General features: G+C 53.4%; 19 protein-coding genes. 18 read left to right on the plus strand and 1 reads right to left on the minus strand.

Going from position 1 to position 21,831, the window contains the following annotated elements; all coding sequences use genetic code 11:
* Window positions 1-70 precede the first annotated feature (70 nt).
* The 16 genes from mraZ (at window position 71) to lpxC (ending at window position 17,881) form a co-directional block, all read left to right on the plus strand.
* The gene (gene mraZ, locus CKQ54_RS06890) at window positions 71-529 is read left to right on the plus strand and encodes a division/cell wall cluster transcriptional repressor MraZ (RefSeq protein ID WP_112286955.1); all 459 of its coding nucleotides are present in this window, start codon (window positions 71-73) and stop codon (window positions 527-529) included.
* Between the two features lie 2 nt (window positions 530-531).
* Complete coding sequence (gene rsmH, locus CKQ54_RS06895; RefSeq protein ID WP_112286954.1) at window positions 532-1,473, plus strand: 16S rRNA (cytosine(1402)-N(4))-methyltransferase RsmH; 942 nt, start codon at window positions 532-534, stop codon at window positions 1,471-1,473.
* The gene (gene ftsL, locus CKQ54_RS06900; RefSeq protein ID WP_112286953.1) at window positions 1,470-1,790 is read left to right on the plus strand and encodes a cell division protein FtsL; all 321 of its coding nucleotides are present in this window, start codon (window positions 1,470-1,472) and stop codon (window positions 1,788-1,790) included. Before rsmH ends, ftsL begins: the two co-directional genes overlap by 4 nt.
* A 27-nt stretch (window positions 1,791-1,817) precedes the next feature.
* Window positions 1,818-3,581 (plus strand): peptidoglycan glycosyltransferase FtsI, encoded by a 1,764-nt coding sequence (locus tag CKQ54_RS06905; protein WP_112286952.1) that lies wholly within the window; start codon window positions 1,818-1,820, stop codon window positions 3,579-3,581.
* Window positions 3,568-5,055, plus strand: a complete 1,488-nt coding sequence (gene murE / locus CKQ54_RS06910) for a UDP-N-acetylmuramoyl-L-alanyl-D-glutamate--2,6-diaminopimelate ligase (protein ID WP_120161926.1) — start codon at window positions 3,568-3,570, stop codon at window positions 5,053-5,055. Before CKQ54_RS06905 ends, murE begins: the two co-directional genes overlap by 14 nt.
* Window positions 5,052-6,413 (plus strand): UDP-N-acetylmuramoyl-tripeptide--D-alanyl-D-alanine ligase, encoded by a 1,362-nt coding sequence (murF, locus tag CKQ54_RS06915; protein ID WP_120161925.1) that lies wholly within the window; start codon window positions 5,052-5,054, stop codon window positions 6,411-6,413. The genes murE and murF overlap by 4 nt, the downstream gene beginning before the upstream one ends.
* Window positions 6,407-7,489: a phospho-N-acetylmuramoyl-pentapeptide-transferase gene (gene mraY / locus CKQ54_RS06920; protein WP_095924647.1), complete on the plus strand. Its 1,083-nt coding sequence runs from the start codon at window positions 6,407-6,409 to the stop codon at window positions 7,487-7,489. The genes murF and mraY overlap by 7 nt, the downstream gene beginning before the upstream one ends.
* 2 nt (window positions 7,490-7,491) lie before the next feature.
* Window positions 7,492-8,808, plus strand: a complete 1,317-nt coding sequence (murD, locus tag CKQ54_RS06925) for a UDP-N-acetylmuramoyl-L-alanine--D-glutamate ligase (protein WP_120161924.1) — start codon at window positions 7,492-7,494, stop codon at window positions 8,806-8,808.
* 5 nt (window positions 8,809-8,813) lie between these two features.
* A complete protein-coding gene (ftsW, locus tag CKQ54_RS06930) occupies window positions 8,814-10,016 on the plus strand; it encodes a cell division protein FtsW (protein ID WP_425272803.1) in 1,203 nt (400 codons plus the stop codon).
* Entirely contained in the window at window positions 10,013-11,080 is a 1,068-nt protein-coding gene (gene murG, locus CKQ54_RS06935) for an undecaprenyldiphospho-muramoylpentapeptide beta-N-acetylglucosaminyltransferase (RefSeq protein ID WP_120161922.1), read from the plus strand. The genes ftsW and murG overlap by 4 nt, the downstream gene beginning before the upstream one ends.
* A 78-nt stretch (window positions 11,081-11,158) precedes the next feature.
* The gene (murC, locus tag CKQ54_RS06940) at window positions 11,159-12,634 is read left to right on the plus strand and encodes a UDP-N-acetylmuramate--L-alanine ligase (RefSeq protein WP_120162001.1); all 1,476 of its coding nucleotides are present in this window, start codon (window positions 11,159-11,161) and stop codon (window positions 12,632-12,634) included.
* Complete coding sequence (locus CKQ54_RS06945) at window positions 12,627-13,547, plus strand: D-alanine--D-alanine ligase (protein ID WP_112286945.1); 921 nt, start codon at window positions 12,627-12,629, stop codon at window positions 13,545-13,547. Before murC ends, CKQ54_RS06945 begins: the two co-directional genes overlap by 8 nt.
* A 1-nt stretch (window position 13,548) precedes the next feature.
* Entirely contained in the window at window positions 13,549-14,385 is an 837-nt protein-coding gene (gene ftsQ, locus CKQ54_RS06950; RefSeq protein WP_112286944.1) for a cell division protein FtsQ, read from the plus strand.
* Complete coding sequence (gene ftsA / locus CKQ54_RS06955; protein WP_009634688.1) at window positions 14,382-15,638, plus strand: cell division protein FtsA; 1,257 nt, start codon at window positions 14,382-14,384, stop codon at window positions 15,636-15,638. The genes ftsQ and ftsA overlap by 4 nt, the downstream gene beginning before the upstream one ends.
* Window positions 15,639-15,709: 71 nt before the next feature.
* A complete protein-coding gene (ftsZ, locus tag CKQ54_RS06960) occupies window positions 15,710-16,864 on the plus strand; it encodes a cell division protein FtsZ (protein WP_112286943.1) in 1,155 nt (384 codons plus the stop codon).
* Between the two features lie 99 nt (window positions 16,865-16,963).
* Entirely contained in the window at window positions 16,964-17,881 is a 918-nt protein-coding gene (gene lpxC, locus CKQ54_RS06965) for a UDP-3-O-acyl-N-acetylglucosamine deacetylase (RefSeq protein WP_120161921.1), read from the plus strand.
* A gap of 12 nt (window positions 17,882-17,893) precedes the next feature.
* On the opposite strand, the gene CKQ54_RS06970 is transcribed toward lpxC, so the two are convergent.
* The gene (locus CKQ54_RS06970; protein ID WP_112286941.1) at window positions 17,894-18,418 is read right to left on the minus strand and encodes a DUF721 domain-containing protein; all 525 of its coding nucleotides are present in this window, start codon (window positions 18,416-18,418) and stop codon (window positions 17,894-17,896) included.
* Window positions 18,419-18,444: 26 nt separating this feature from the next.
* Here CKQ54_RS06970 and secM point away from each other — a divergent pair, with 26 nt between their 5' ends.
* Window positions 18,445-18,972, plus strand: coding sequence for a secA translation cis-regulator SecM (gene secM / locus CKQ54_RS06975; RefSeq protein ID WP_120161920.1), 528 nt, complete (start codon window positions 18,445-18,447; stop codon window positions 18,970-18,972).
* Between the two features lie 81 nt (window positions 18,973-19,053).
* On the plus strand, window positions 19,054-21,771 hold the full coding sequence (secA, locus tag CKQ54_RS06980) for a preprotein translocase subunit SecA (RefSeq protein ID WP_112286939.1): 2,718 nt from the start codon (window positions 19,054-19,056) through the stop codon (window positions 21,769-21,771).
* Window positions 21,772-21,831 lie beyond the last annotated feature (60 nt).

Below are 21,831 nucleotides of genomic sequence, written 5' to 3' on the forward strand. Positions count from 1 at the left end.
CCGTAAACTCTTTTCTGTGGGAATTTGTGGGGGAAAGTGGTGAAAAAGGTCACAGAGGGGTAGATCGGTCATGTTTCGTGGCGCGACGATGGTTAACCTCGACAGCAAAGGGCGACTTGCCGTACCTACCCGCTATCGGGATTTGCTGAGCGAAGAATCGCAAGGTCAAATGGTTTGCACCATAGACCTCCATCACCCATGTCTCCTCCTTTACACCCTCCCTGAGTGGGAAGTTATCGAACAAAAATTGTCCCGTCTGTCGAGCATGAACCCTGTTGAGCGCCGTATTCAGCGCCTTTTACTCGGGCATGCGAGTGAATGTCAGATGGATAACGCCGGGCGCCTGCTGATTGCAACAACATTGCGACAGCACGCCGGGCTCGAAAAAGAAGTGATGCTGGTTGGGCAGTTCAATAAGTTTGAACTGTGGGATGAACAGACCTGGTATCAACAAGTTAAGGAAGACATCGACGCTGAACAATCGTCTCAGGAACCCCTTTCTGATCGATTACAGGACTTGTCATTATAAGCATGGTTGAAAACTACAAACACACTTCCGTTTTGCTGGATGAAGCCGTTAACGGCCTTAACATTCGTCAGGACGGCATTTACATAGACGGAACTTTTGGCCGCGGTGGCCACTCACGTTTGATTCTGTCCCAGCTTGGGCCGGACGGACGCTTGCTGGCGATTGACCGTGATCCACAAGCGATCAAAGCCGCAGAATCCATTGATGATCCTCGTTTTTCGATTGTTCACGGACCTTTCTCTGATCTCGCTGACTATGTGCGTGATCGCGGCCTCGAAGGCAAGATCGACGGCGTATTACTGGACTTAGGTGTTTCTTCTCCGCAGCTTGATGATCCTGAACGCGGATTCTCATTTATGCGCGACGGGCCTCTGGATATGCGTATGGATCCAACTCGTGGTTATTCAGCGGCTGAATGGCTGATGAAAGCGGAAGCCGAAGACATTGCCTGGGTGCTGAAAACGTTCGGCGAAGAACGTTTTGCCAAGCGAATTGCCCGCGCGATCGTTGAGCGTAACCGTGAGCTGCCGATGACCCGAACCAAAGAGCTGGCGGATTTGATTGCCAACGCTTCTCCGGTCCGGGAAAAACACAAACATCCGGCCACGCGCAGCTTCCAGGCTATCCGTATTTACATCAACAGTGAGCTGGAAGAAATCGAACGCGCGCTGGATGGCGCTCTGGAAATTCTGGCACCTGAAGGTCGTTTATCGGTGATCAGTTTCCACTCTCTGGAAGACCGTATTGTGAAGCGTTTTATTCGCCAGCACAGTCGTGGCGCGCAAGTGCCAGCGGGTATCCCGATGACCGAAGCGCAAATCGCTGAGCTTGGCGGACGTTCCCTGAAGTCCGTCGGGAAGATGATGCCTTCAGACGCTGAAGTCGCGGAAAACCCTCGCGCACGCAGTTCAGTTCTGCGTTTTGCTGAGAGAACGACAGCGTGATCGGCAACGAACGCCACGGTTTAGTGGGGGTTATTGCCAGCGATATTTTGCGCAATGGCAAGATCCCGCTGATTTTGCTGATTGCCGTTCTGGTCAGCGCAATCTTAGTGGTCACAACCGCTCACCGTACGCGTTTGCTGACGGCTCAGCGCGAACAATTAGTACTGGAACGGGACGCGCTGGATATCGAATGGCGCAACCTGATCTTGGAAGAGAATGCTCTCGGCGATCACAGCCGGGTAGAACGCATCGCAACGGAGAAATTGCAGATGCAGCACGTTGATCCATCTCAAGAAATTATTGTGGTTCAGCCTTAAAATGCGCACGGAGAATACAGGCAGCTAATGAAAGCAACACGCACCGCGAAGTTAAAGCGTCCAGAAGATCAAGCCAGCTTTATCAGCTGGCGTTTTGCGTTGTTGTGCGCCTGTATCCTGCTGGCATTGGTTGGCCTGATGTTGCGTGTGGCATACCTGCAGGTTATTAACCCGGATAAGCTGGTGAGAGAAGGGGATCTGCGTTCCCTGCGCGTGCAAACCATTCCTACCTCACGTGGCATGATTACCGATCGTTCCGGTCGCCCTCTGGCGGTCAGCGTTCCGGTCAATGCTATCTGGGCAGACCCGAAAGAAATTAACGATCGCGGCGGCATTACCGTCGATACCAAATGGAAGGCGCTGGCTGACGCGCTGAACATGCCGCTTGCCCAGCTTTCCGCCCGCATTAATGCCAATCCCAACGGACGCTTCGTATACCTAGCCCGTCAGGTTAACCCTGCCGTTGGCGAATATGTCCATAAACTCAAACTGCCGGGGATTTCCCTGCGTCAGGAATCGCGCCGTTATTATCCGGCCGGGCAGGTGACGTCGCATGTTATCGGCGTGACCAACATTGATGGCGAAGGCATTGAAGGCGTTGAGAAGAGTTTTGACCGCTGGCTGACCGGTAAACCCGGCGAACGTACCATTCGTAAAGACCGTTTTGGTCGCGTTATCGAAGATATTTCTACCGTCGACAGTCAGGCCGCCCACAACCTCGCACTGAGTATCGACGAGCGTTTACAGGCGCTGGTTTACCGCGAACTGAATAATGCGGTGGCGTTTAACAAAGCCGAATCAGGTACTGCCGTGCTGGTTGATGTCCAGACCGGTGAAGTGCTGGCGATGGCGAACAGCCCTTCATACAACCCAAACAACATGCCGGATACGCCGAAAGATGTGATGCGTAACCGTGCCATCACCGACATTTTTGAGCCGGGTTCCACAGTGAAACCGATGGTGGTGATGACGGCACTGAAAAACGGTGTGGTCCGCGAAAACAGCGTGCTGAACACCCTGCCGTATCGGATCAATGGCCATGAGATTAAAGATGTTGCGCGTTACGGTGAGCTTTCCGTCACGGGCATCTTGCAGAAGTCGAGTAACGTCGGTGTTTCACGACTGGCGTTATCGATGCCCTCCGCTGAGCTGGTAGATACTTACTCGCGATTCGGATTGGGAAAACCAACCAATTTGGGGCTGGTTGGAGAAAGCAGTGGCATATACCCTAAAAAACAACGGTGGTCTGACATAGAGAGGGCCACCTTCTCTTTCGGCTACGGGCTAATGGTGACACCTCTCCAGTTAGCGCGAGTCTACGCAACGATCGGCAGCATGGGCATTTATCGCCCATTGTCGATCACGAAAGTTGATCCGCCGGTATCCGGCGAACGTGTCTTCCCTGAACCGCTGGTGCGTACCGTCGTACATATGATGGAAAGCGTTGCATTGCCTGGCGGCGGTGGCGTGAAGGCCGCGATCAAGGGTTACCGTATTGCGATAAAAACGGGTACCGCGAAGAAAGTCGGTCCGGACGGTAAATACGTTAACAAATACATTGCCTATACCGCCGGCGTTGCGCCAGCAAGCAATCCAAGATTTGCGCTTGTGGTGGTCATTAACGATCCACAAGCAGGGAAATATTACGGTGGGGCCGTTTCCGCACCGGTGTTTGGCGCCATCATGGGCGGCGTATTGCGTACCATGAACGTTGAACCGGATGCGCTGACTGCCGATGAAAACGCAGACATAGTGAATAATCAAAAAGAGGCTTCAGGTGGCAGATCGTAATTTGCGCGACATCTTAGCGCCCTGGGTGAGTGATGCCCCGGCAGCAGCGCTAAAAGACATGATTCTGGACAGCCGCGTTGCGGCTGCCGGCGATCTGTTTGTCGCGGTTTCAGGCCATACCAGTGACGGGCGTCGTTTTATTCCCCAGGCAATTGCCCAGGGCGTCGCTGCCGTCGTGGCCGAGGCAAAGGGTGAACAAGAACACGGAACGGTTTGCCAGATGCATGGTGTACCGGTCATTTATCTCGAAGATCTCAACGTCCTGCTGTCAGAACTGGCGGGACGTTTTTACCAGCAACCGGGCAAAGCGTTACGTCTGGTTGGCGTAACCGGTACCAACGGTAAAACCACCACCACGCAGTTGCTGGCGCAGTGGAGCCAGTTACTGGGCGAAACCAGCGCCGTGATGGGCACCGTCGGCAATGGTTTGCTGGATAACGTGGTACCCGCGGAAAACACCACCGGTTCTGCCGTGCAGGTTCAGCACATTCTGGCCGATCTGGTGAAGCAAGGCGCAACCTTTGCCGCAATGGAAGTTTCTTCCCACGGACTGGTTCAGCACCGTGTTGCCGCATTGCCCTTTGCCGCAGCGGCATTCACCAACCTGAGCCGTGATCATCTTGATTATCACGGTGATATGCAGAGTTACGAAGACGCTAAATGGCAGCTTTTCTCCTCGCATCAGGTCGGTCAGAAAATCATTAATGCTGACGATGAAGTCGGCGCGCGCTGGTTAGCGAAAACGCCTGAAGCTGTCGCCGTCAGTATGGAAGACAAAATCCCGGCAGGCTGGAAAGGCCGCTGGCTGGTGGCACGCAGCGTGAATTATCACGATAACGGCGCCACCGTAAATATCGATTCAAGCTGGGGCGAAGGTAAGTTTGATAGTCGCCTTATGGGCGCGTTCAACGTCAGCAACCTGCTGGTTGCGCTGGCTACACTGCTTTCCCTGGATTATCCGCTGGCGCAATTACTGGCTACGGCTTCTCAGCTACAACCGGTTTGCGGCCGCATGGAAGTCTTCAATGCACCGGGCAAACCTACCGCTGTCGTTGATTATGCCCATACTCCTGACGCGCTGGAAAAAGCACTGGCGGCTGCCCGTCTGCATTGTCGCGGTACGCTGTGGTGTGTGTTTGGTTGCGGCGGCGATCGTGATAAAGGTAAGCGTCCGCTGATGGGCGGCATTGCGGAGCAATACGCTGACCGTGTGATCGTCACCGATGACAATCCGCGCAGTGAAGAGCCGCGCGCTATCGTTGCTGATATCCTTGCTGGCCTGCTTGATGCAGGGCGTGCGCAGGAAATTCATGGTCGCGCAGAAGCCGTCACCAGCGCAATTATGCAGGCGAAAGAAGAAGACGTCGTGCTGATTGCCGGTAAAGGGCACGAAGACTACCAGCTGGTCGGTAACCAGCGTCTTGATTATTCCGACCGCGTCACGGTTGCACGTTTGCTGGGGGTGATCGCATGATCCGCGTTTCCCTGCAAACTCTGGCGGATGCGCTCAACGCTGAGCTCATCGGCACAGATACTCAAATCGACAGCGTGACCACGGATACCCGTCAGGTCACCCAGGGCGGTTTGTTTATCGCGCTGAAAGGCGAAAAATTCGATGCCCATGACTTCGCTGCTGATGCCGTAAAAGCCGGAGCAGGGGCTTTGCTGGTAAGTAAGCGCTTACCGGTGGAGGTTCCTCAGTTAGTGGTTGCCGACACCCGCATTGCTCTCGGGCAACTGGGTGGCTGGGTGCGTCAGCAGGTTCCGGCCCGTGTCGTCGGCCTGACCGGTTCATCCGGCAAGACATCTGTGAAAGAGATGACTGCAGCTATTTTGCGTGAGTGCGGCAACGTGCTGTACACCGCTGGCAACTTCAATAACGACATCGGTGTTCCGCTCACCTTGCTGCGCCTGACCGCTGAACATGATTTTGCCGTCATCGAAATGGGCGCGAATCATCTTGGTGAAATCGCCTATACGACTGCGCTGGCACGGCCTGAAACGGCACTGGTGAATAACCTGTCAGCCGCGCATCTCGAAGGTTTCGGTTCCCTGGCGGGTGTCGCGCGGGCGAAAGGCGAGATTTTCGATGGCCTGCCGGAAGACGGCATCGCCGTGATCAATGCGGATAACAACGACTGGGCAAACTGGCAGCATAAGCTGAGCGGTAAAACCGTCTGGCGCTTCTCCCCGACTTACGGTGAAGGCATCAATTTCAGTGCGACTGATGTCAAAATCAGCCCGCTGAATACCGCGTTCACTCTGCATTCTCCTCAGGGCAGCATTGATGTCTCGCTGCCGGTCCCCGGTCGTCACAACATCGCTAACGCACTGGCTGCGGCTGCGCTGGCAATGTCTGTCGGGGCATCGCCGGAGAATGTGCGCGCCGGTCTGGCGACCCTGCAATCCGTCAAAGGGCGTTTATTCCCTATCGCACTTAGCGAGGGTAAAACCCTGCTTGATGACAGCTACAACGCCAACGTGGGTTCCATGACAGCCGCAGCGCAGGTGCTTTCTGAAATGCCTGGCTACCGCGTGATGGCAGTGGGTGATATGGCGGAACTGGGCGCGGAAAGCGAAAGCTGCCACCGTCAGGTGGGCGAAGCCATACGTAACGCCGGTATCGACAAAGTATTCAGTATTGGTCATGACAGCCGCATCATCAGTGATGTCAGCGGATGTGGTGAGCATTTAGAGGATAAGGCAGCCCTGACGGCCCGTTTAACGAGCTTACTGTCTGAACACGCGGTAATTACCGTTTTAATTAAAGGTTCACGTAGTGCCGCAATGGAGCAGGTAGTACGCGCGTTACAGGAGAATGCAACATGTTAGTTTGGCTGGCCGAACACTTGGTCAAATATTATTCCGGCTTCAACGTCTTTTCCTATCTGACGTTTCGCGCCATTGTCAGCCTGCTGACCGCGTTGTTCCTGTCGCTGTGGATCGGGCCGCGCATGATTGCCCGCCTGCAAAAAATGTCTTTCGGTCAGGTTGTCCGTAACGACGGTCCTGAGTCGCATTTCAGTAAACGCGGTACGCCAACGATGGGCGGCCTGATGATTCTGGCGTCGATCACAATTTCTGTACTGATGTGGGCGTATCCGTCCAATCCGTATGTGTGGTGCGTGCTGTTTGTGCTGATTGGTTATGGCATCGTGGGCTTTATCGATGACTACCGCAAAGTCGTGCGCAAAGACACCAAGGGCCTGATTGCACGCTGGAAATACTTCTGGCAATCAGTCATCGCGCTGGCGGCAGCCTTCACCATGTATGCCATTGGTAAAGACACGCCAGCCACTGAGCTGGTTGTGCCATTTTTCAAAGACGTCATGCCGCAGTTGGGTTTGCTGTACATCCTGCTGAGTTATTTCGTCATTGTCGGCACCAGTAACGCAGTGAATCTGACAGATGGTCTGGACGGTCTGGCAATTATGCCAACGGTCTTCGTCGCAGCAGGTTTTGCGCTGGTGGCATGGGCAACCGGTAACATGAACTTCGCAAGCTATCTGCACATCCCTTATCTGCGTCATGCCGGTGAACTGGTGATCGTGTGTACGGCGATCGTCGGTGCCGGGCTTGGATTCCTCTGGTTCAACACCTATCCGGCACAAGTATTTATGGGTGATGTCGGCTCTCTGGCTCTGGGCGGGGCGCTGGGTACCATCGCCGTATTGCTGCGTCAGGAATTCTTACTGGTGATTATGGGCGGTGTGTTCGTGGTCGAAACACTGTCGGTGATCCTGCAGGTTGGGTCCTTCAAGTTACGTGGACAGCGCATTTTCCGTATGGCGCCTATCCATCATCACTACGAACTTAAAGGCTGGCCGGAACCGCGCGTCATCGTGCGCTTCTGGATTATTTCGCTGATGCTGGTGCTGATTGGCCTGGCGACGCTGAAGGTACGGTAATTATGGCTGACTATCAGGGTAAAAAAGTGGTCATCATCGGGCTGGGTCTTACCGGCCTGTCCTGTGTTGATTTCTTTGTTGCACGTGGCGTGATGCCGCGTGTCATTGATACCCGCGTCAGCCCGCCAGGACTCGATAAACTGGCGGATAACATTGAGCGTCACCTGGGGTCGCTCAACGAAGACTGGCTGCTGGATGCAGATTTAATTATTTCCAGCCCGGGCGTTGCGCTGGCGACGCCGGCACTGAGCGCTGCTGCTGATGCAGGCGTGGAAATTGTGGGTGATATCGAACTGTTTTGCCGTGAAACGACGACACCTATTGTCGCCATCACCGGTTCAAATGGGAAGAGCACCGTCACCATGCTGGTGGGCGAAATGGCGAAAGCTGCGGGCTGGCGTGTCGGTGTGGGCGGCAATATCGGCCTGCCGGTGCTGACCATGCTGGATCATGAATACGATCTGTTCGTGCTTGAGCTTTCCAGCTTCCAGCTTGAAACCACGCACAGCCTTCACGCGGCGGCGGCGACCATTCTGAACGTGACTGAAGATCATATGGATCGCTATCCGTTTGGCTTGCAGCAATACCGTGCGGCAAAACTGAAAGTGTATGAAAACGCTGCGTTGTGTGTTGTTAACGCGGACGATGCGCTGACTATGCCGGTGCGTGGCGCGGATAAGCGTTGTGTGAGTTTTGGTGTCGATGTGGGTGATTACCATCTGACCCGTCAGCAGGATGATATCTGGCTGCGTGTGCATGGCGAAAAAGTGCTGAACACCCGTGAAATGCCGCTGACCGGACGCCACAACTACACCAATGCGCTGGCTGCTCTGGCGCTGGCGGATGCGGTAGGTGTTCCTCATGCGTCCAGCCTGAAAGCGCTGACCACTTTTACCGGGCTGGCTCACCGTTTCCAGATAGCCTGGCACCACAACGGCGTGCGCTGGATTAATGATTCCAAAGCCACCAATGTGGGCAGCACTGAAGCGGCGCTGAATGGTTTGCACGTTGAAGGCACGTTACATCTGCTGCTGGGCGGAGACGGGAAATCTGCTGATTTCGCACCGCTGACCCGTTATCTGCAAGGCGATAATCTGCGTATTTATTGCTTTGGCCGTGATGGTGCTGAGCTTGCAGAGCTGCGACCTGATGTTTCCTCTCTGTTTGAAACCATGGAACAGGCGATGCGGGAAATCAGCCAGCACGTGGCTTCCGGCGATATGGTTCTGTTATCTCCGGCTTGCGCGAGTCTGGATCAGTTTCGCAGTTTTGAACAACGGGGTGATGTCTTCACCGCGCTGGCGAAGGAGCTGGGCTGATGCGGTTGCGTATTCCGGGGCTGAGCCTCATCGGAAAATTTAATGACTGGGTGATGGGCGCAAAGGAAAGCGATTCCGTCACGCTGGTGCTGTACGACCGGACATTGTTGTGGCTGACCTTTGGTCTGGCGATCGTGGGTTTTGTGATGGTGACGTCGGCTTCCATGCCTATCGGTCAGCGTCTGGCAGACGATCCGTTCCTGTTTGCTAAACGTGACGCCATTTATCTCGGTCTGGCTTTTGGTTTATCGCTGGTGACGCTTCGTGTGCCGATGGCCGTCTGGCAGAAGTACAGCAATGTGCTGTTGCTGCTGTCGGTGGTGATGCTGTTGGTGGTTCTGGTGGTCGGTAGCTCCGTCAACGGGGCCTCGCGCTGGATTTCACTCGGACCATTGCGTATTCAGCCTGCTGAGTTCTCGAAGCTGTCGCTGTTTTGCTATCTCGCCAGTTATCTGGTGCGCAAGGTAGATGAAGTACGCAGCAACTTCTGGGGCTTTTGCAAACCGATGGGCGTGATGGTAGTGCTGGCCGTTTTACTGCTGGCTCAGCCTGACCTGGGTACCGTCGTCGTATTGTTTATCACCACGCTGGCGATGTTATTCCTGGCGGGGGCGAAAATGTGGCAGTTCCTGGCGATTATCGGTTCCGGTGCGTTTGCGGTTGTGCTGCTGGTTCTTGCCGAACCGTACCGTATGCGCCGTGTTACCTCGTTCTGGAATCCGTGGGCCGACCCGTTTGGTAGCGGCTACCAGTTAACCCAGTCGCTGATGGCATTTGGCCGTGGGGAATTCTGGGGACAGGGCTTAGGGAATTCAGTACAGAAACTGGAGTATTTACCGGAAGCGCATACCGACTTTATCTTCTCCATTTTGGGTGAAGAACTGGGGTATTTCGGTGTGGTTTTAGCCCTGTTGATGGTATTCTTCGTCGCTTTTCGCGCGATGTCCATCGGGCGCCGTGCGTTAGAGATTGATCAGCGTTTTTCCGGATTTTTGGCCTGTTCTATCGGCGTGTGGTTTAGCTTCCAGGCGCTGGTCAATGTGGGCGCGGCGGCGGGGATGTTGCCGACCAAAGGTCTGACGCTGCCGCTGATCAGTTACGGTGGTTCGAGCTTAATCATTATGTCGACGGCAATCGTGTTATTGCTGCGAGTGGATTTTGAAACGCGGCTGGCAAAAGCCCAGGCGTTTGTAAGGAGTGCCCGATGAGTGGCAATACCCGGCGTTTAATGGTGATGGCTGGCGGTACCGGCGGACATGTGTTTCCGGGGCTGGCTGTGGCGCATCACCTTATCGCGCAAGGTTGGGAAGTTCGCTGGCTCGGTACAGCAGACCGGATGGAAGCGGATCTTGTGCCGAAACACGGCATCGATATTGATTTCATTAAAATCTCTGGATTACGTGGGAAAGGTCTGAAAGCGCAACTCACCGCCCCGATTCGCATATATCATGCGTGGCGTCAGGCGAAGGCCATCATGAAACGCTTTCAGCCAGATGTGGTGTTAGGCATGGGCGGATACGTTTCCGGCCCCGGCGGTCTGGCGGCATGGTCACTGGGTATTCCGGTGGTGCTGCACGAACAAAACGGCATTGCGGGCATGACCAACAAAGGGTTGTCGCACATTGCTACCAAAGTATTGCAGGCGTTCCCCGGTGCTTTTCCGAAAGCGGATGTTGTGGGAAATCCGGTACGCACGGATGTGCTGGCGCTGGAATTGCCGGAAACGCGCTTAGCCGGACGCGAAGGGCCGATCAGAGTCTTAGTGATTGGCGGCAGTCAGGGTGCGCGGGTGCTTAATCAGAGCATGCCGGAAGTCGCGGCGCTGATGGGCGATAAAATTACGTTGTGGCATCAGGTTGGTAAAGGTGCGCTGGAGTCAGTGAATCAGGCTTACGAAAAAGTCGGTCAGACTCAGCACAAAGTCACCGAATTCATTGATGACATGGCAGCAGCTTATGCCTGGGCAGATGTGGTGGTTTGTCGCTCCGGCGCGTTAACGGTCAGTGAAATTGCTGCCGCAGGTTTGCCGGCTATTTTTGTGCCATTCCAGCATAAAGACCGCCAGCAGTACTGGAATGCATTGCCGCTGGAAAAAGCGGGTGCTGCAAAAATTATTGAACAGAAAGACTTTAGTGCCGCAGCCGTCGCTGATCTGATGGCCGGATGGGACAGAACCCATCTGATGCAAATGGCAAAAGCTGCGCGTGCAGCCGCTATTCCTGATGCGACAGAGCGTGTAGCCGCAGAAGTGGTTGCCGCCAGTAAAAAATGAAATTGAACGGGCCATGCAGTGTGTGGTCCCAGCCGTAAGAAACGGATTAATCAGTAACCTGAAATAGTGAATAAAAACGTGAATACACAACAATTGGCGAAACTGCGTACCTTCGTGCCCGAGATGCATCGTGTCCGGCACATTCACTTTGTTGGCATCGGTGGTGCCGGCATGGGTGGTATCGCCGAAGTGTTGGCAAATGAAGGCTATCAGATCAGTGGTTCCGATCTGGCGCCGAACGCAGTAACACAGCAACTGACTGCTTTGGGCGCGACGATTTATTTTAATCACCGTCCTGAAAACGTGCTGGATGCCAGCGTAGTCGTGGTATCCACGGCGATCTCTTCCGATAACCCGGAAATCGTTGCCGCACGTGAAGCGCGCATACCTGTGATCCGCCGCGCGGAAATGCTCGCTGAGCTGATGCGTTTTCGTCACGGTATCGCCGTGGCAGGTACGCACGGCAAAACGACGACCACAGCGATGGTCACCAGTATTTATGCTGAAGCCGGTCTGGATCCGACATTCGTTAACGGTGGACTGGTCAAAGCTGCGGGTACCCATGCGCGTCTGGGATCAAGCCGTTTTCTGATTGCTGAAGCAGATGAAAGTGATGCGTCGTTCCTGCATCTGCAACCGATGGTGGCGATTGTGACCAACATCGAAGCGGATCATATGGATACGTATCAGGGTGACTTTGAAATCCTGAAGCAGACGTTCATTAATTTCCTGCACAACCTGCCATTCTACGGACGTGCAGTGATGTGCATTGATGATCCGGTGATCCGCGAGCTGATCCCACGCGTGGGCCGTCATATGACGACGTACGGTTTCAGCGAAGACGCGGATGTGATTATCGAAAATTACCGTCAGGTCGGCGCGCAAGGACACTTTACGCTGCGCCGTCAGGACTTGCCGCTGATAAGCGTGACGCTGAATGCGCCGGGTCGTCATAACGCCCTGAATGCCGCGGCCGCAGTAGCCGTTGCGTCAGATGAAGGGATCAGTGATGACGCCATTCTTCGCGCACTGGCAGGTTTCCAGGGTACAGGCCGTCGTTTCGATTTCCTGGGCGAATATGCGCTGGAAAATGTGAACGGCAAAACCGGCAGCGCGATGCTCGTTGATGACTACGGTCATCATCCGACGGAAGTCGATGCGACGATAAAAGCCGCCCGGGCAGGTTGGGCGAATAAGCGCCTGGTGATGATTTTCCAGCCGCACCGTTACACGCGTACCCGTGATTTGTACGACGATTTTGCGAATGTGCTGTCTCAGGTTGATGTGCTGATCATGCTGGATGTTTATCCGGCGGGTGAAGCGCCCATCCCTGGCGCTGACAGCCGCTCTCTGTGCCGCACCATCCGTGCGCGCGGAAAATTGGATCCTATTTTGGTTTCTGATATTGAAGCCGTGCCGGAAAGTCTGGCGCAGATCCTCGAAGGTGACGATTTAGTTCTGGTTCAGGGCGCCGGTAATGTCGGCAGAGTGGCCCGTAAATTGGCTGATCAAAAGCTGCAACCAGTTAAGAAAGGTGAAGAACATCATGTCTGAGAAAGTAGCAGTATTGTTGGGTGGTACTTCCGCAGAACGCGATGTGTCATTACAGTCCGGCGCCGCGGTGCTGGCTGGCTTACGTGAATCAGGCATTGATGCTCACGGCATCGATACCAAAACATTTAATGTGGCGCTTCTTAAAGAAGAAGGCTTCAGCAAAGTCTTTATCGCACTGCACGGTCGCGGCGGTGAAGACGGTACGTTGCAGGGCTTGCTGGAGCAAATCGGTTTGCCTTATACCGGCAGCGGTGTGATGGCGTCTGCGCTGACTATGGATAAATTCCGCACCAAACTGGTGTGGCAGGCGTCAGGTTTACCGGTCGCACCGTTTGTTGTACTGCATCGTTCACAAATTGAAGAAGCAGGGCAGGGCGCTCTGGCGGCAAAAATCGCCGAACTGGGTCTGCCGGTTATCGTCAAACCCAGCCGCGAAGGTTCCAGCGTTGGCATGAGCAAGGTGACTACGGAAAAAGAGTTGCTGCCAGCCCTGCAGGAAGGCTTCCGCCATGACGATAACGTACTGATTGAAAAATGGCTGAGCGGCCCGGAATACACGGTCGCCATCGTGGGTGACGACGTGATGCCCTCCATTCGCATCCAGCCAGCCGGAACATTTTATGACTATCAGGCAAAATATTTGTCTGATGAAACACAGTACTTCTGTCCGAGCGGTTTAAGCGAAGCACAGGAACAACAGCTTTCTGCGCTGGCATTGCAGGCGTATCAGGCGCTCGATTGCAGCGGCTGGGGGCGTGTTGACGTGATGCAAGACAGCGACGGCAGCTTTAACCTGCTGGAAGTAAATACGTCGCCGGGCATGACCAGCCACAGTCTGGTGCCAATGGCAGCCAAACACGCCGGGTTAAGTTTCCCGCAGCTCGTTTCCCGTATTCTGGCACTGGCGGACTGATATGTCTCAAGCCGCCCTGAATACCCGAGAGCGTGAGACGGTCGAAAACAACGGCCGTCGCAGTAACGGTGGCCAGCTGGCTGGGATCGTGTTTCTGTTGTTGGTTGTAGGAACGATTTTATGGAGTGCGTGGGCCGTTGTTGGCTGGATGCAGGATGCGAACCGACTGCCGTTATCCCAGTTAGTGGTTACCGGGGAACGTCATTACACGACCAATGATGATATTCGTCAGGCGATCCTGTCCTTAGGGGCTCCGGGAACGTTCATGACGCAGGATGTAAACGTCATTCAGCAGCAGATTGAGCGTTTACCCTGGATAAAACAGGTCAGCGTCCGTAAGCAATGGCCGAATGAATTGAAGATACACCTGGTGGAGTATGTGCCGGTCGCACACTGGAATGATCTGCATATGGTGGATGCCGAGGGCAAATCATTCAGCATACCCGCCGAACGTGTGGTCAAACAGAAAATGCCGTTGCTTTACGGTCCGGAAGGCAGCGAACAGGATGTTTTGCAGGGCTTTCAAACAATGAGCCAGGCGCTGGCCGCCGGTAAGTTCCAGTTGAAAGCAGTGGCAATGAGTGCGCGTCACTCGTGGCAGTTAACTCTGGATAATGACGTCCGGCTGGAATTGGGGAGAGATGACCGGATGGGGCGTTTACAACGTTTTATCGAGCTCTACCCGCGATTCCAGCAACAGGCAGAGGCCGATAAGAAACGCATCACTTATGTCGATTTACGTTATGACAGCGGTGCGTCGGTAGGTTGGGCGCCAGAGTTTATTGACCAGCAAAACAGTAATCAGCAACAGAATCAGGCACAGGCTAAACAACAATGATCAAGTCGACGGACAGAAAACTGGTAGTTGGGCTGGAGATCGGTACGGCAAAGGTCGCCGCATTGGTGGGGGAAGTTCTGCCCGATGGCATGGTCAATATTATCGGCGTGGGCAGTTGCCCATCCCGTGGCATGGACAAGGGTGGCGTGAATGATCTGGAATCGGTGGTGAAATGCGTACAGCGCGCCATCGATCAGGCTGAACTGATGGCGGATTGCCAGATTTCCTCTGTTTACCTTGCTTTGTCTGGTAAACATATCAGTTGTCAGAATGAAATAGGGATGGTTCCTATTTCAGAAGAGGAAGTCACACAGGAAGATGTAGAGAACGTCGTGCATACCGCAAAATCTGTGCGTGTGCGTGATGAACATCGGGTTCTGCATGTGATCCCTCAGGAATATGCCATTGATTATCAGGAAGGGATCAAAAACCCGGTCGGACTTTCCGGCGTGCGTATGCAGGCTAAAGTTCACCTGATTACCTGCCATAACGATATGGCGAAGAACATTGTTAAAGCGGTAGAACGCTGCGGCTTAAAAGTTGACCAGCTCATTTTTGCCGGTCTGGCAGCCAGTTATGCCGTTCTGACCGAAGATGAGCGTGAATTAGGTGTGTGTGTGGTCGATATTGGTGGCGGAACCATGGATATCGCGGTTTATACCGGCGGCGCACTACGTCATACTAAGGTTATCCCTTATGCAGGGAACGTGGTCACCAGCGACATCGCTTATGCGTTTGGTACACCACCGACCGATGCCGAAGCGATCAAAGTTCGCCACGGTTGTGCATTAGGTTCGATTGTCGGCAAAGACGAAAACGTCGAAGTGCCGAGCGTAGGTGGACGTCCACCACGCAGTCTGCAACGTCAGACACTGGCTGAAGTTATTGAGCCACGTTACACAGAATTGCTGAATTTAGTGAACGACGAAATTTTGCAATTGCAGGAGCAGTTACGCCAGCAAGGCGTAAAACATCATCTGGCCGCCGGTATTGTTCTGACAGGCGGTGCAGCACAAATTGATGGTCTGGCAGCCTGTGCGCAGCGGGTATTCCATACCCAGGTGCGTATCGGGCAACCCCTGAACATCACCGGGCTGACAGATTATGCGCAGGAACCTTACTACTCAACGGCTGTAGGGCTGCTGCACTACGGGAAGGAGTCTCACCTGAGCGGTGAGGCCGAAGTGGAAAAACGCGCCTCAGTGGGCAACTGGTTCAAACGAATCAACAGCTGGCTGAGAAAAGAGTTTTAATGGTTTAACAACGGGATCATGCTGTTAAGGTTTTTGATCCCGACGCGACAGGCACAAAACGGAGAGAAACTATGTTTGAACCTATGGAACTGACCAATGACGCGGTGATTAAAGTCATCGGCGTCGGCGGTGGCGGTGGCAACGCTGTCGAACACATGGTGCGCGAGCGCATCGAAGGTGTTGAATTCTTCGCCGTTAACACCGACGCACAGGCGTTACGTAAAACGGCAGTAGGCCAGACTATTCAGATCGGTAGCGGTATTACCAAGGGTCTGGGTGCTGGTGCGAACCCGGAAGTGGGTCGCAATTCTGCAGAAGAAGACCGTGAAGCCCTGCGCGCTGCGCTTGAAGGTGCTGATATGGTCTTTATCGCAGCGGGCATGGGCGGCGGTACCGGTACCGGTGCAGCGCCAGTGGTTGCTGAAGTAGCTAAAGATTTAGGTATTCTGACCGTTGCTGTCGTGACTAAGCCTTTCAATTTCGAAGGCAAAAAGCGTATGGCATTCGCGGAGCAGGGTATCGCTGAATTGTCCAAACATGTGGACTCCCTGATCACTATCCCGAACGACAAGCTGTTAAAAGTTCTGGGTCGCGGTATCTCTCTGCTGGACGCTTTTGGTGCGGCCAACGACGTGCTGAAAGGCGCGGTGCAGGGTATCGCAGAGCTGATCACCCGTCCGGGTCTGATGAACGTCGACTTCGCTGACGTGCGCACCGTTATGTCTGAAATGGGTTATGCCATGATGGGCTCCGGCGTGGCATGCGGTGAAGACCGTGCTGAAGAAGCGGCTGAAATGGCGATCTCCAGCCCGCTGCTGGAAGATATCGACCTGTCAGGCGCTCGCGGCGTTCTGGTCAACATCACCGCTGGCTTCGACCTGCGTCTGGATGAGTTTGAAACTGTGGGTAACACTATCCGTGCTTTCGCCTCTGACAACGCTACCGTGGTTATTGGTACTTCCCTTGACCCGGAAATGAATGACGAATTGCGCGTCACCGTAGTTGCGACCGGTATTGGCATGGACAAACGTCCTGAAATCACGTTGGTGACCAATAAGCCAGCCGCTCAGCCAGTGATGGATCATCGTTATCAGCAGCACGGGATGTCTCCGCTGCCGCAGGAAACGAAACCCGCTGCTAAAGTGGTCAATGATCAAAGCGCGCAATCTAATAAAGAGCCCGACTATTTGGACATCCCAGCCTTCCTGCGTAAGCAGGCAGACTAGTCCGAATTGTAGGATCTCCGCTCTTTGTGCTAAACTGTCCCGCCGACCTTAAGGTATGCTTAGGTCGGTTGGATGGATAAACATTGCGAGATAAAAACGATGATCAAACAACGTACATTAAAACGTATCGTTCAGGCGACGGGCGTCGGTTTACATACCGGCAAGAAAGTCACCCTGACTCTGCGTCCTGCACCGGCAAATACCGGGGTCATCTATCGTCGCACTGACTTGAATCCACCGGTTGATTTCCCGGCAGATGCAAAATCCGTGCGTGATACCATGCTCTGTACTTGCCTGGTTAATGAGCATGACGTACGTATTTCTACGGTTGAACACCTTAATGCGGCATTAGCTGGCCTGGGCATTGATAACATTGTTATCGAAGTCGATGCGCCTGAAGTGCCGATTATGGACGGTAGTGCGGCACCTTTCGTCTATCTGCTGATGGATGCAGGGATTGAAGAGCTGAACAGCGCCAAGAAATTCTTGCGCATCAAAGAAACCGTGCGTGTTGAAGACGGTGATAAGTGGGCTGAGTTCAAACCATTTAATGGTTTCTCTCTGGACTTCACTATCGACTTCAACCACCCGGCGATCGATTCCAGCTCACAGCGCTACAAAATGAACTTCTCCGCAGAAGCATTTGTTCGCCAAATTAGCCGCGCACGTACTTTTGGTTTTATGCGTGATATCGAGTACCTGCAGTCACGTGGTTTGTGCCTGGGTGGCAGCTTTGATTGCGCTATCGTTGTGGATGATTATCGCGTGCTTAACGAAGATGGCCTGCGTTTTGAAGATGAATTCGTTCGTCACAAAATGCTGGATGCTATCGGTGACCTGTTCATGTGTGGGCATAACATCATTGGTGCGTTTACCGCATTCAAGTCTGGCCACGCGTTGAACAACAAGTTATTGCAAGCGGTATTGGCTAAGCAGGAAGCCTGGGAATTAGTCACCTTCCAGGATGAAGCTGAATTGCCACTGGCTTTTAAAGCGCCTTCCACCGTATTGGCGTAATCGATACTCGTATTACTTATTACGACTGGTCGTTTTGGCACCCTCTCCGGCCAATTCAGCCAGTCGTTCTAATGCCTTTCTCAGTTTTTCCGGGCTACGGCTCGCCAGTCCTCTTAATTCCTCAGCACTTTGCGCACTCAAATGTCTGACAGGCATGGACTCTGAAGCGATTGCTTTATTTTTAATCGCAATCTGCGAAGCATTTTCCATTTTCGACATGAGCGAAGGATTAATCCTGATGTCGATTGATGACAAAGATGGTAGAATTTGCGCTCGAAGTGCAGAGAGTAATGCAGGTTGTTCATAGCGTAGTCGCATCATCCAGCTGGCATTAGCAATCTCGAGTACTAAAACACCCTGTCGATAATTACCGACACGACACCATGGTTGCATGGGCGCCGGTAACAGACCTTTGACTGCGCGGTTGAGTTTTAATAACGCCGCAGCACGCTGTTGAACAATACGCAGCGGGCTTTGCTCTGTAGAAGAAGCGTCATCGAACAGGATATCTAATAATTGTGGGCGACTATCGCGCATGACGGGCTCCGGCGGATTGTAAACTTGTGATTGGCATTCTAAATCGTTGGCGACAATTTGGCAGAAGGTATTTTTGGCCGCATCTCCTTTTGGGGATGGTCGCGGCCAGCCTTGGCGTGTCAACGAACCTGTCGCAAACGGAACTGCCTGCTGTTCCCAATACGTCCTCAAGTCTAAACCGTCTTAACATCAGTAGTACAGGGCTGAGTAATCTTGCATTGCTCCAGGCGAACCGCCGCCCGTCTTTCGGTGTGGATTACTGGCAGCAACATGCGTTGCGCACAGTTATCCGTCATCTCTCTTTTGCTCTGGCTCCGCAGGTGGTTTATACCGTTGCCGCGCCGGAAGTGGTCGCTGAAGAAGCCGGACCATTACACGTTCAGCAACTGGCCCTGCTGGTCACTCTGAATGCTTTACTGACCCATGAATCCAAACCACCGGTTATCATCCGTCAGACGCAACAACCTTTCCTTACCTTCTCTTTACCGCACCAGACCGGCCTGTGGTTAGCACAGGTACAAGGCATTCGTGCTGGGCCAAACTTCCTGATTTAACAGACTGTAATTTAAAACTCTATCTATAAATCAATAAATTAGTGGCCATTTTCAGATGGCCTCCAAGAGATATTAAGCATAATGTTAATCAAATTATTGACCAAAGTTTTTGGTAGCCGTAACGATCGTACACTGCGTCGCATGCGTAAAGTTGTTGACCTGATCAACCGCATGGAACCTGAAATTCAAAAGTTGACTGACGAGCAACTGCAGGCGAAAACCAATGAGTTCCGTGAGCGTCTGGCAAAAGGTGAAGTGCTGGAAAACCTGATCCCGGAAGCTTTTGCTGTGGTGCGTGAATCCAGTAAACGTGTGTTCGGCATGCGTCACTTTGACGTGCAGTTACTCGGCGGTATGGTACTGAACGAGCGTTGCATCGCGGAAATGCGTACCGGTGAAGGTAAAACGCTGACCGCAACGCTGCCAGCTTACCTGAACGCACTGAGCGGAAAAGGCGTTCACGTCGTGACCGTCAATGACTACTTAGCCCAGCGTGACGCCGAAAATAACCGTCCGTTGTTTGAATTCCTCGGTCTGAGCATCGGCATTAACTTGCCGGGTATGCCTTCCCCGGCTAAGCGTGCTGCTTACGCTGCTGACATCACTTACGGTACAAACAACGAATACGGCTTTGACTACCTGCGCGATAACATGGCGTTCAGCCCGGAAGAACGTGTACAGCGTAAACTGCACTATGCGCTGGTGGATGAGGTTGACTCCATCCTGATCGATGAAGCACGTACTCCGCTGATCATCTCCGGTCCTGCCGAAGACAGCTCAGAAATGTACACCCGCGTGGACAAACTGATCCCTAAACTGATCCGTCAGGAAAAAGAAGATTCCGACACCTTCCAGGGTGAAGGCCACTTCTCTGTGGATGAGAAAGCGCGTCAGGTTCACCTGACCGAACGTGGTCTGGTGCTGATCGAAGAAATGCTGGTAGAAGCAGGCATCATGGAAGAAGGTGAATCTCTGTATTCCCCGACTAACATCATGCTGATGCACCACGTGACTGCGGCACTGCGCGCACACGTGCTGTTCACCCGCGATGTCGATTACATCGTGAAAGACGGTGAAGTCATTATCGTCGATGAACACACTGGCCGTACCATGCAAGGTCGTCGCTGGTCCGACGGTCTGCATCAGGCAGTAGAAGCAAAAGAAGGCGTTGAGATTCAGAACGAAAACCAGACGCTGGCTTCTATCACCTTCCAGAACTACTTCCGTCTGTACGAAAAACTGGCCGGTATGACCGGTACTGCGGATACCGAAGCGTTCGAATTCAGCTCTATCTACAAACTGGATACCATTGTTGTGCCAACTAACCGCCCTATGGTGCGTAAAGACATGGCCGACCTGGTGTACATGACTGAGATGGAAAAAATTGGCGCGATTATCGAAGATATCCGTCAGTGTACCGCTAAGGGCCAGCCGGTTCTGGTCGGTACTATTTCGATTGAAAAATCAGAAGTGGTGTCTAACGAGCTGACGAAAGCGGGCATCGCGCACAGCGTTCTGAACGCCAAGTTCCACGCCAAAGAAGCAGACATTGTTGCTCAGGCGGGTCAGCCAAGCGCGGTAACCATCGCCACCAACATGGCGGGTCGTGGTACCGATATCGTGCTGGGCGGCAGCTGGCAGGTTGAAGTTGAAAACCTGGGCGAAGAAGTGACCGACGAGAAAATTGCTGAAATTAAAGCCGCATGGCAGATTCGCCATGACGCGGTTCTGGCTTCTGGTGGTTTGCACATCATTGGTACCGAGCGTCACGAATCACGTCGTATCGATAACCAGTTGCGCGGTCGTGCGGGTCGTCAGGGTGATGCCGGTTCATCACGCTTCTACCTGTCTATGGAAGATGCCCTGATGCGTATCTTCGCATCTGACCGTGTATCAAGCATGATGCGTAAACTGGGTATGAAACCAGGCGAAGCGATTGAGCACCCATGGGTGACCAAAGCGATTGCCAACGCTCAGCGTAAAGTTGAAAGCCGTAACTTCGATATTCGTAAGCAATTGCTGGAATACGATGATGTGGCGAGCGATCAGCGTCGTGCGATCTACAGCCAGCGTAACGAACTGCTGGACGTGTCTGATGTGAGCGAAACCATTGCCAGCATCCGTGAAGATGTGTTCAAAGCGACTATCGACAGCTACATTCCACCACAGTCTCTGGAAGAAATGTGGGATGTGAAAGGTCTGGAAGAGCGCCTGAAAAACGATTTCGAGCTGGAAATGCCGATTTCTGAGTGGCTGGATAAAGAGCCGGAACTGCATGAAGAAACCCTTCGCGAACGTATCATGGAACTCGCGAAAGAGTCTTACGCCCGTAAAGAAGAAGTGGTTGGCGCTGAAATGATGCGTAACTTCGAGAAAGGCGTAATGTTGCAGACCCTCGATTCCCTGTGGAAAGAGCATCTGGCAGCGATGGATTATCTGCGTCAGGGCATCCACTTACGCGGTTACGCGCAAAAGGATCCTAAGCAGGAATACAAACGTGAATCCTTCGCGATGTTTGCTGCGATGCTGGAATCCCTGAAATATGAAGTGGTCAGCGTGCTGAGCAAAGTTCAGGTGCGTATGCCTGAAGAAATTGAAGCGATGGAAATCCAGCGCCGTGAAGAAGCGGAACATCTGGCCCGTCAGCAGCAGCTGAGCCATCAGGATCAGCAGGAAATCGAAGTAGCGGAAGCCGCACGTCTGGCTGCCTCCGGTGAACGCAAAGTGGGACGTAACGATCTGTGCCCATGCGGTTCCGGTAAAAAATACAAACAATGCCATGGCCGCCTGCAAAAGTAACATCTCAGGCTAAGTCATCGTGTTAATCTTAAAGGCGGCTAATCACCGCCTTTAATTTTG

This window comes from Rahnella variigena (assembly GCF_003610915.1).
Classification (GTDB): Bacteria; Pseudomonadota; Gammaproteobacteria; order Enterobacterales; family Enterobacteriaceae; genus Rahnella; species Rahnella variigena.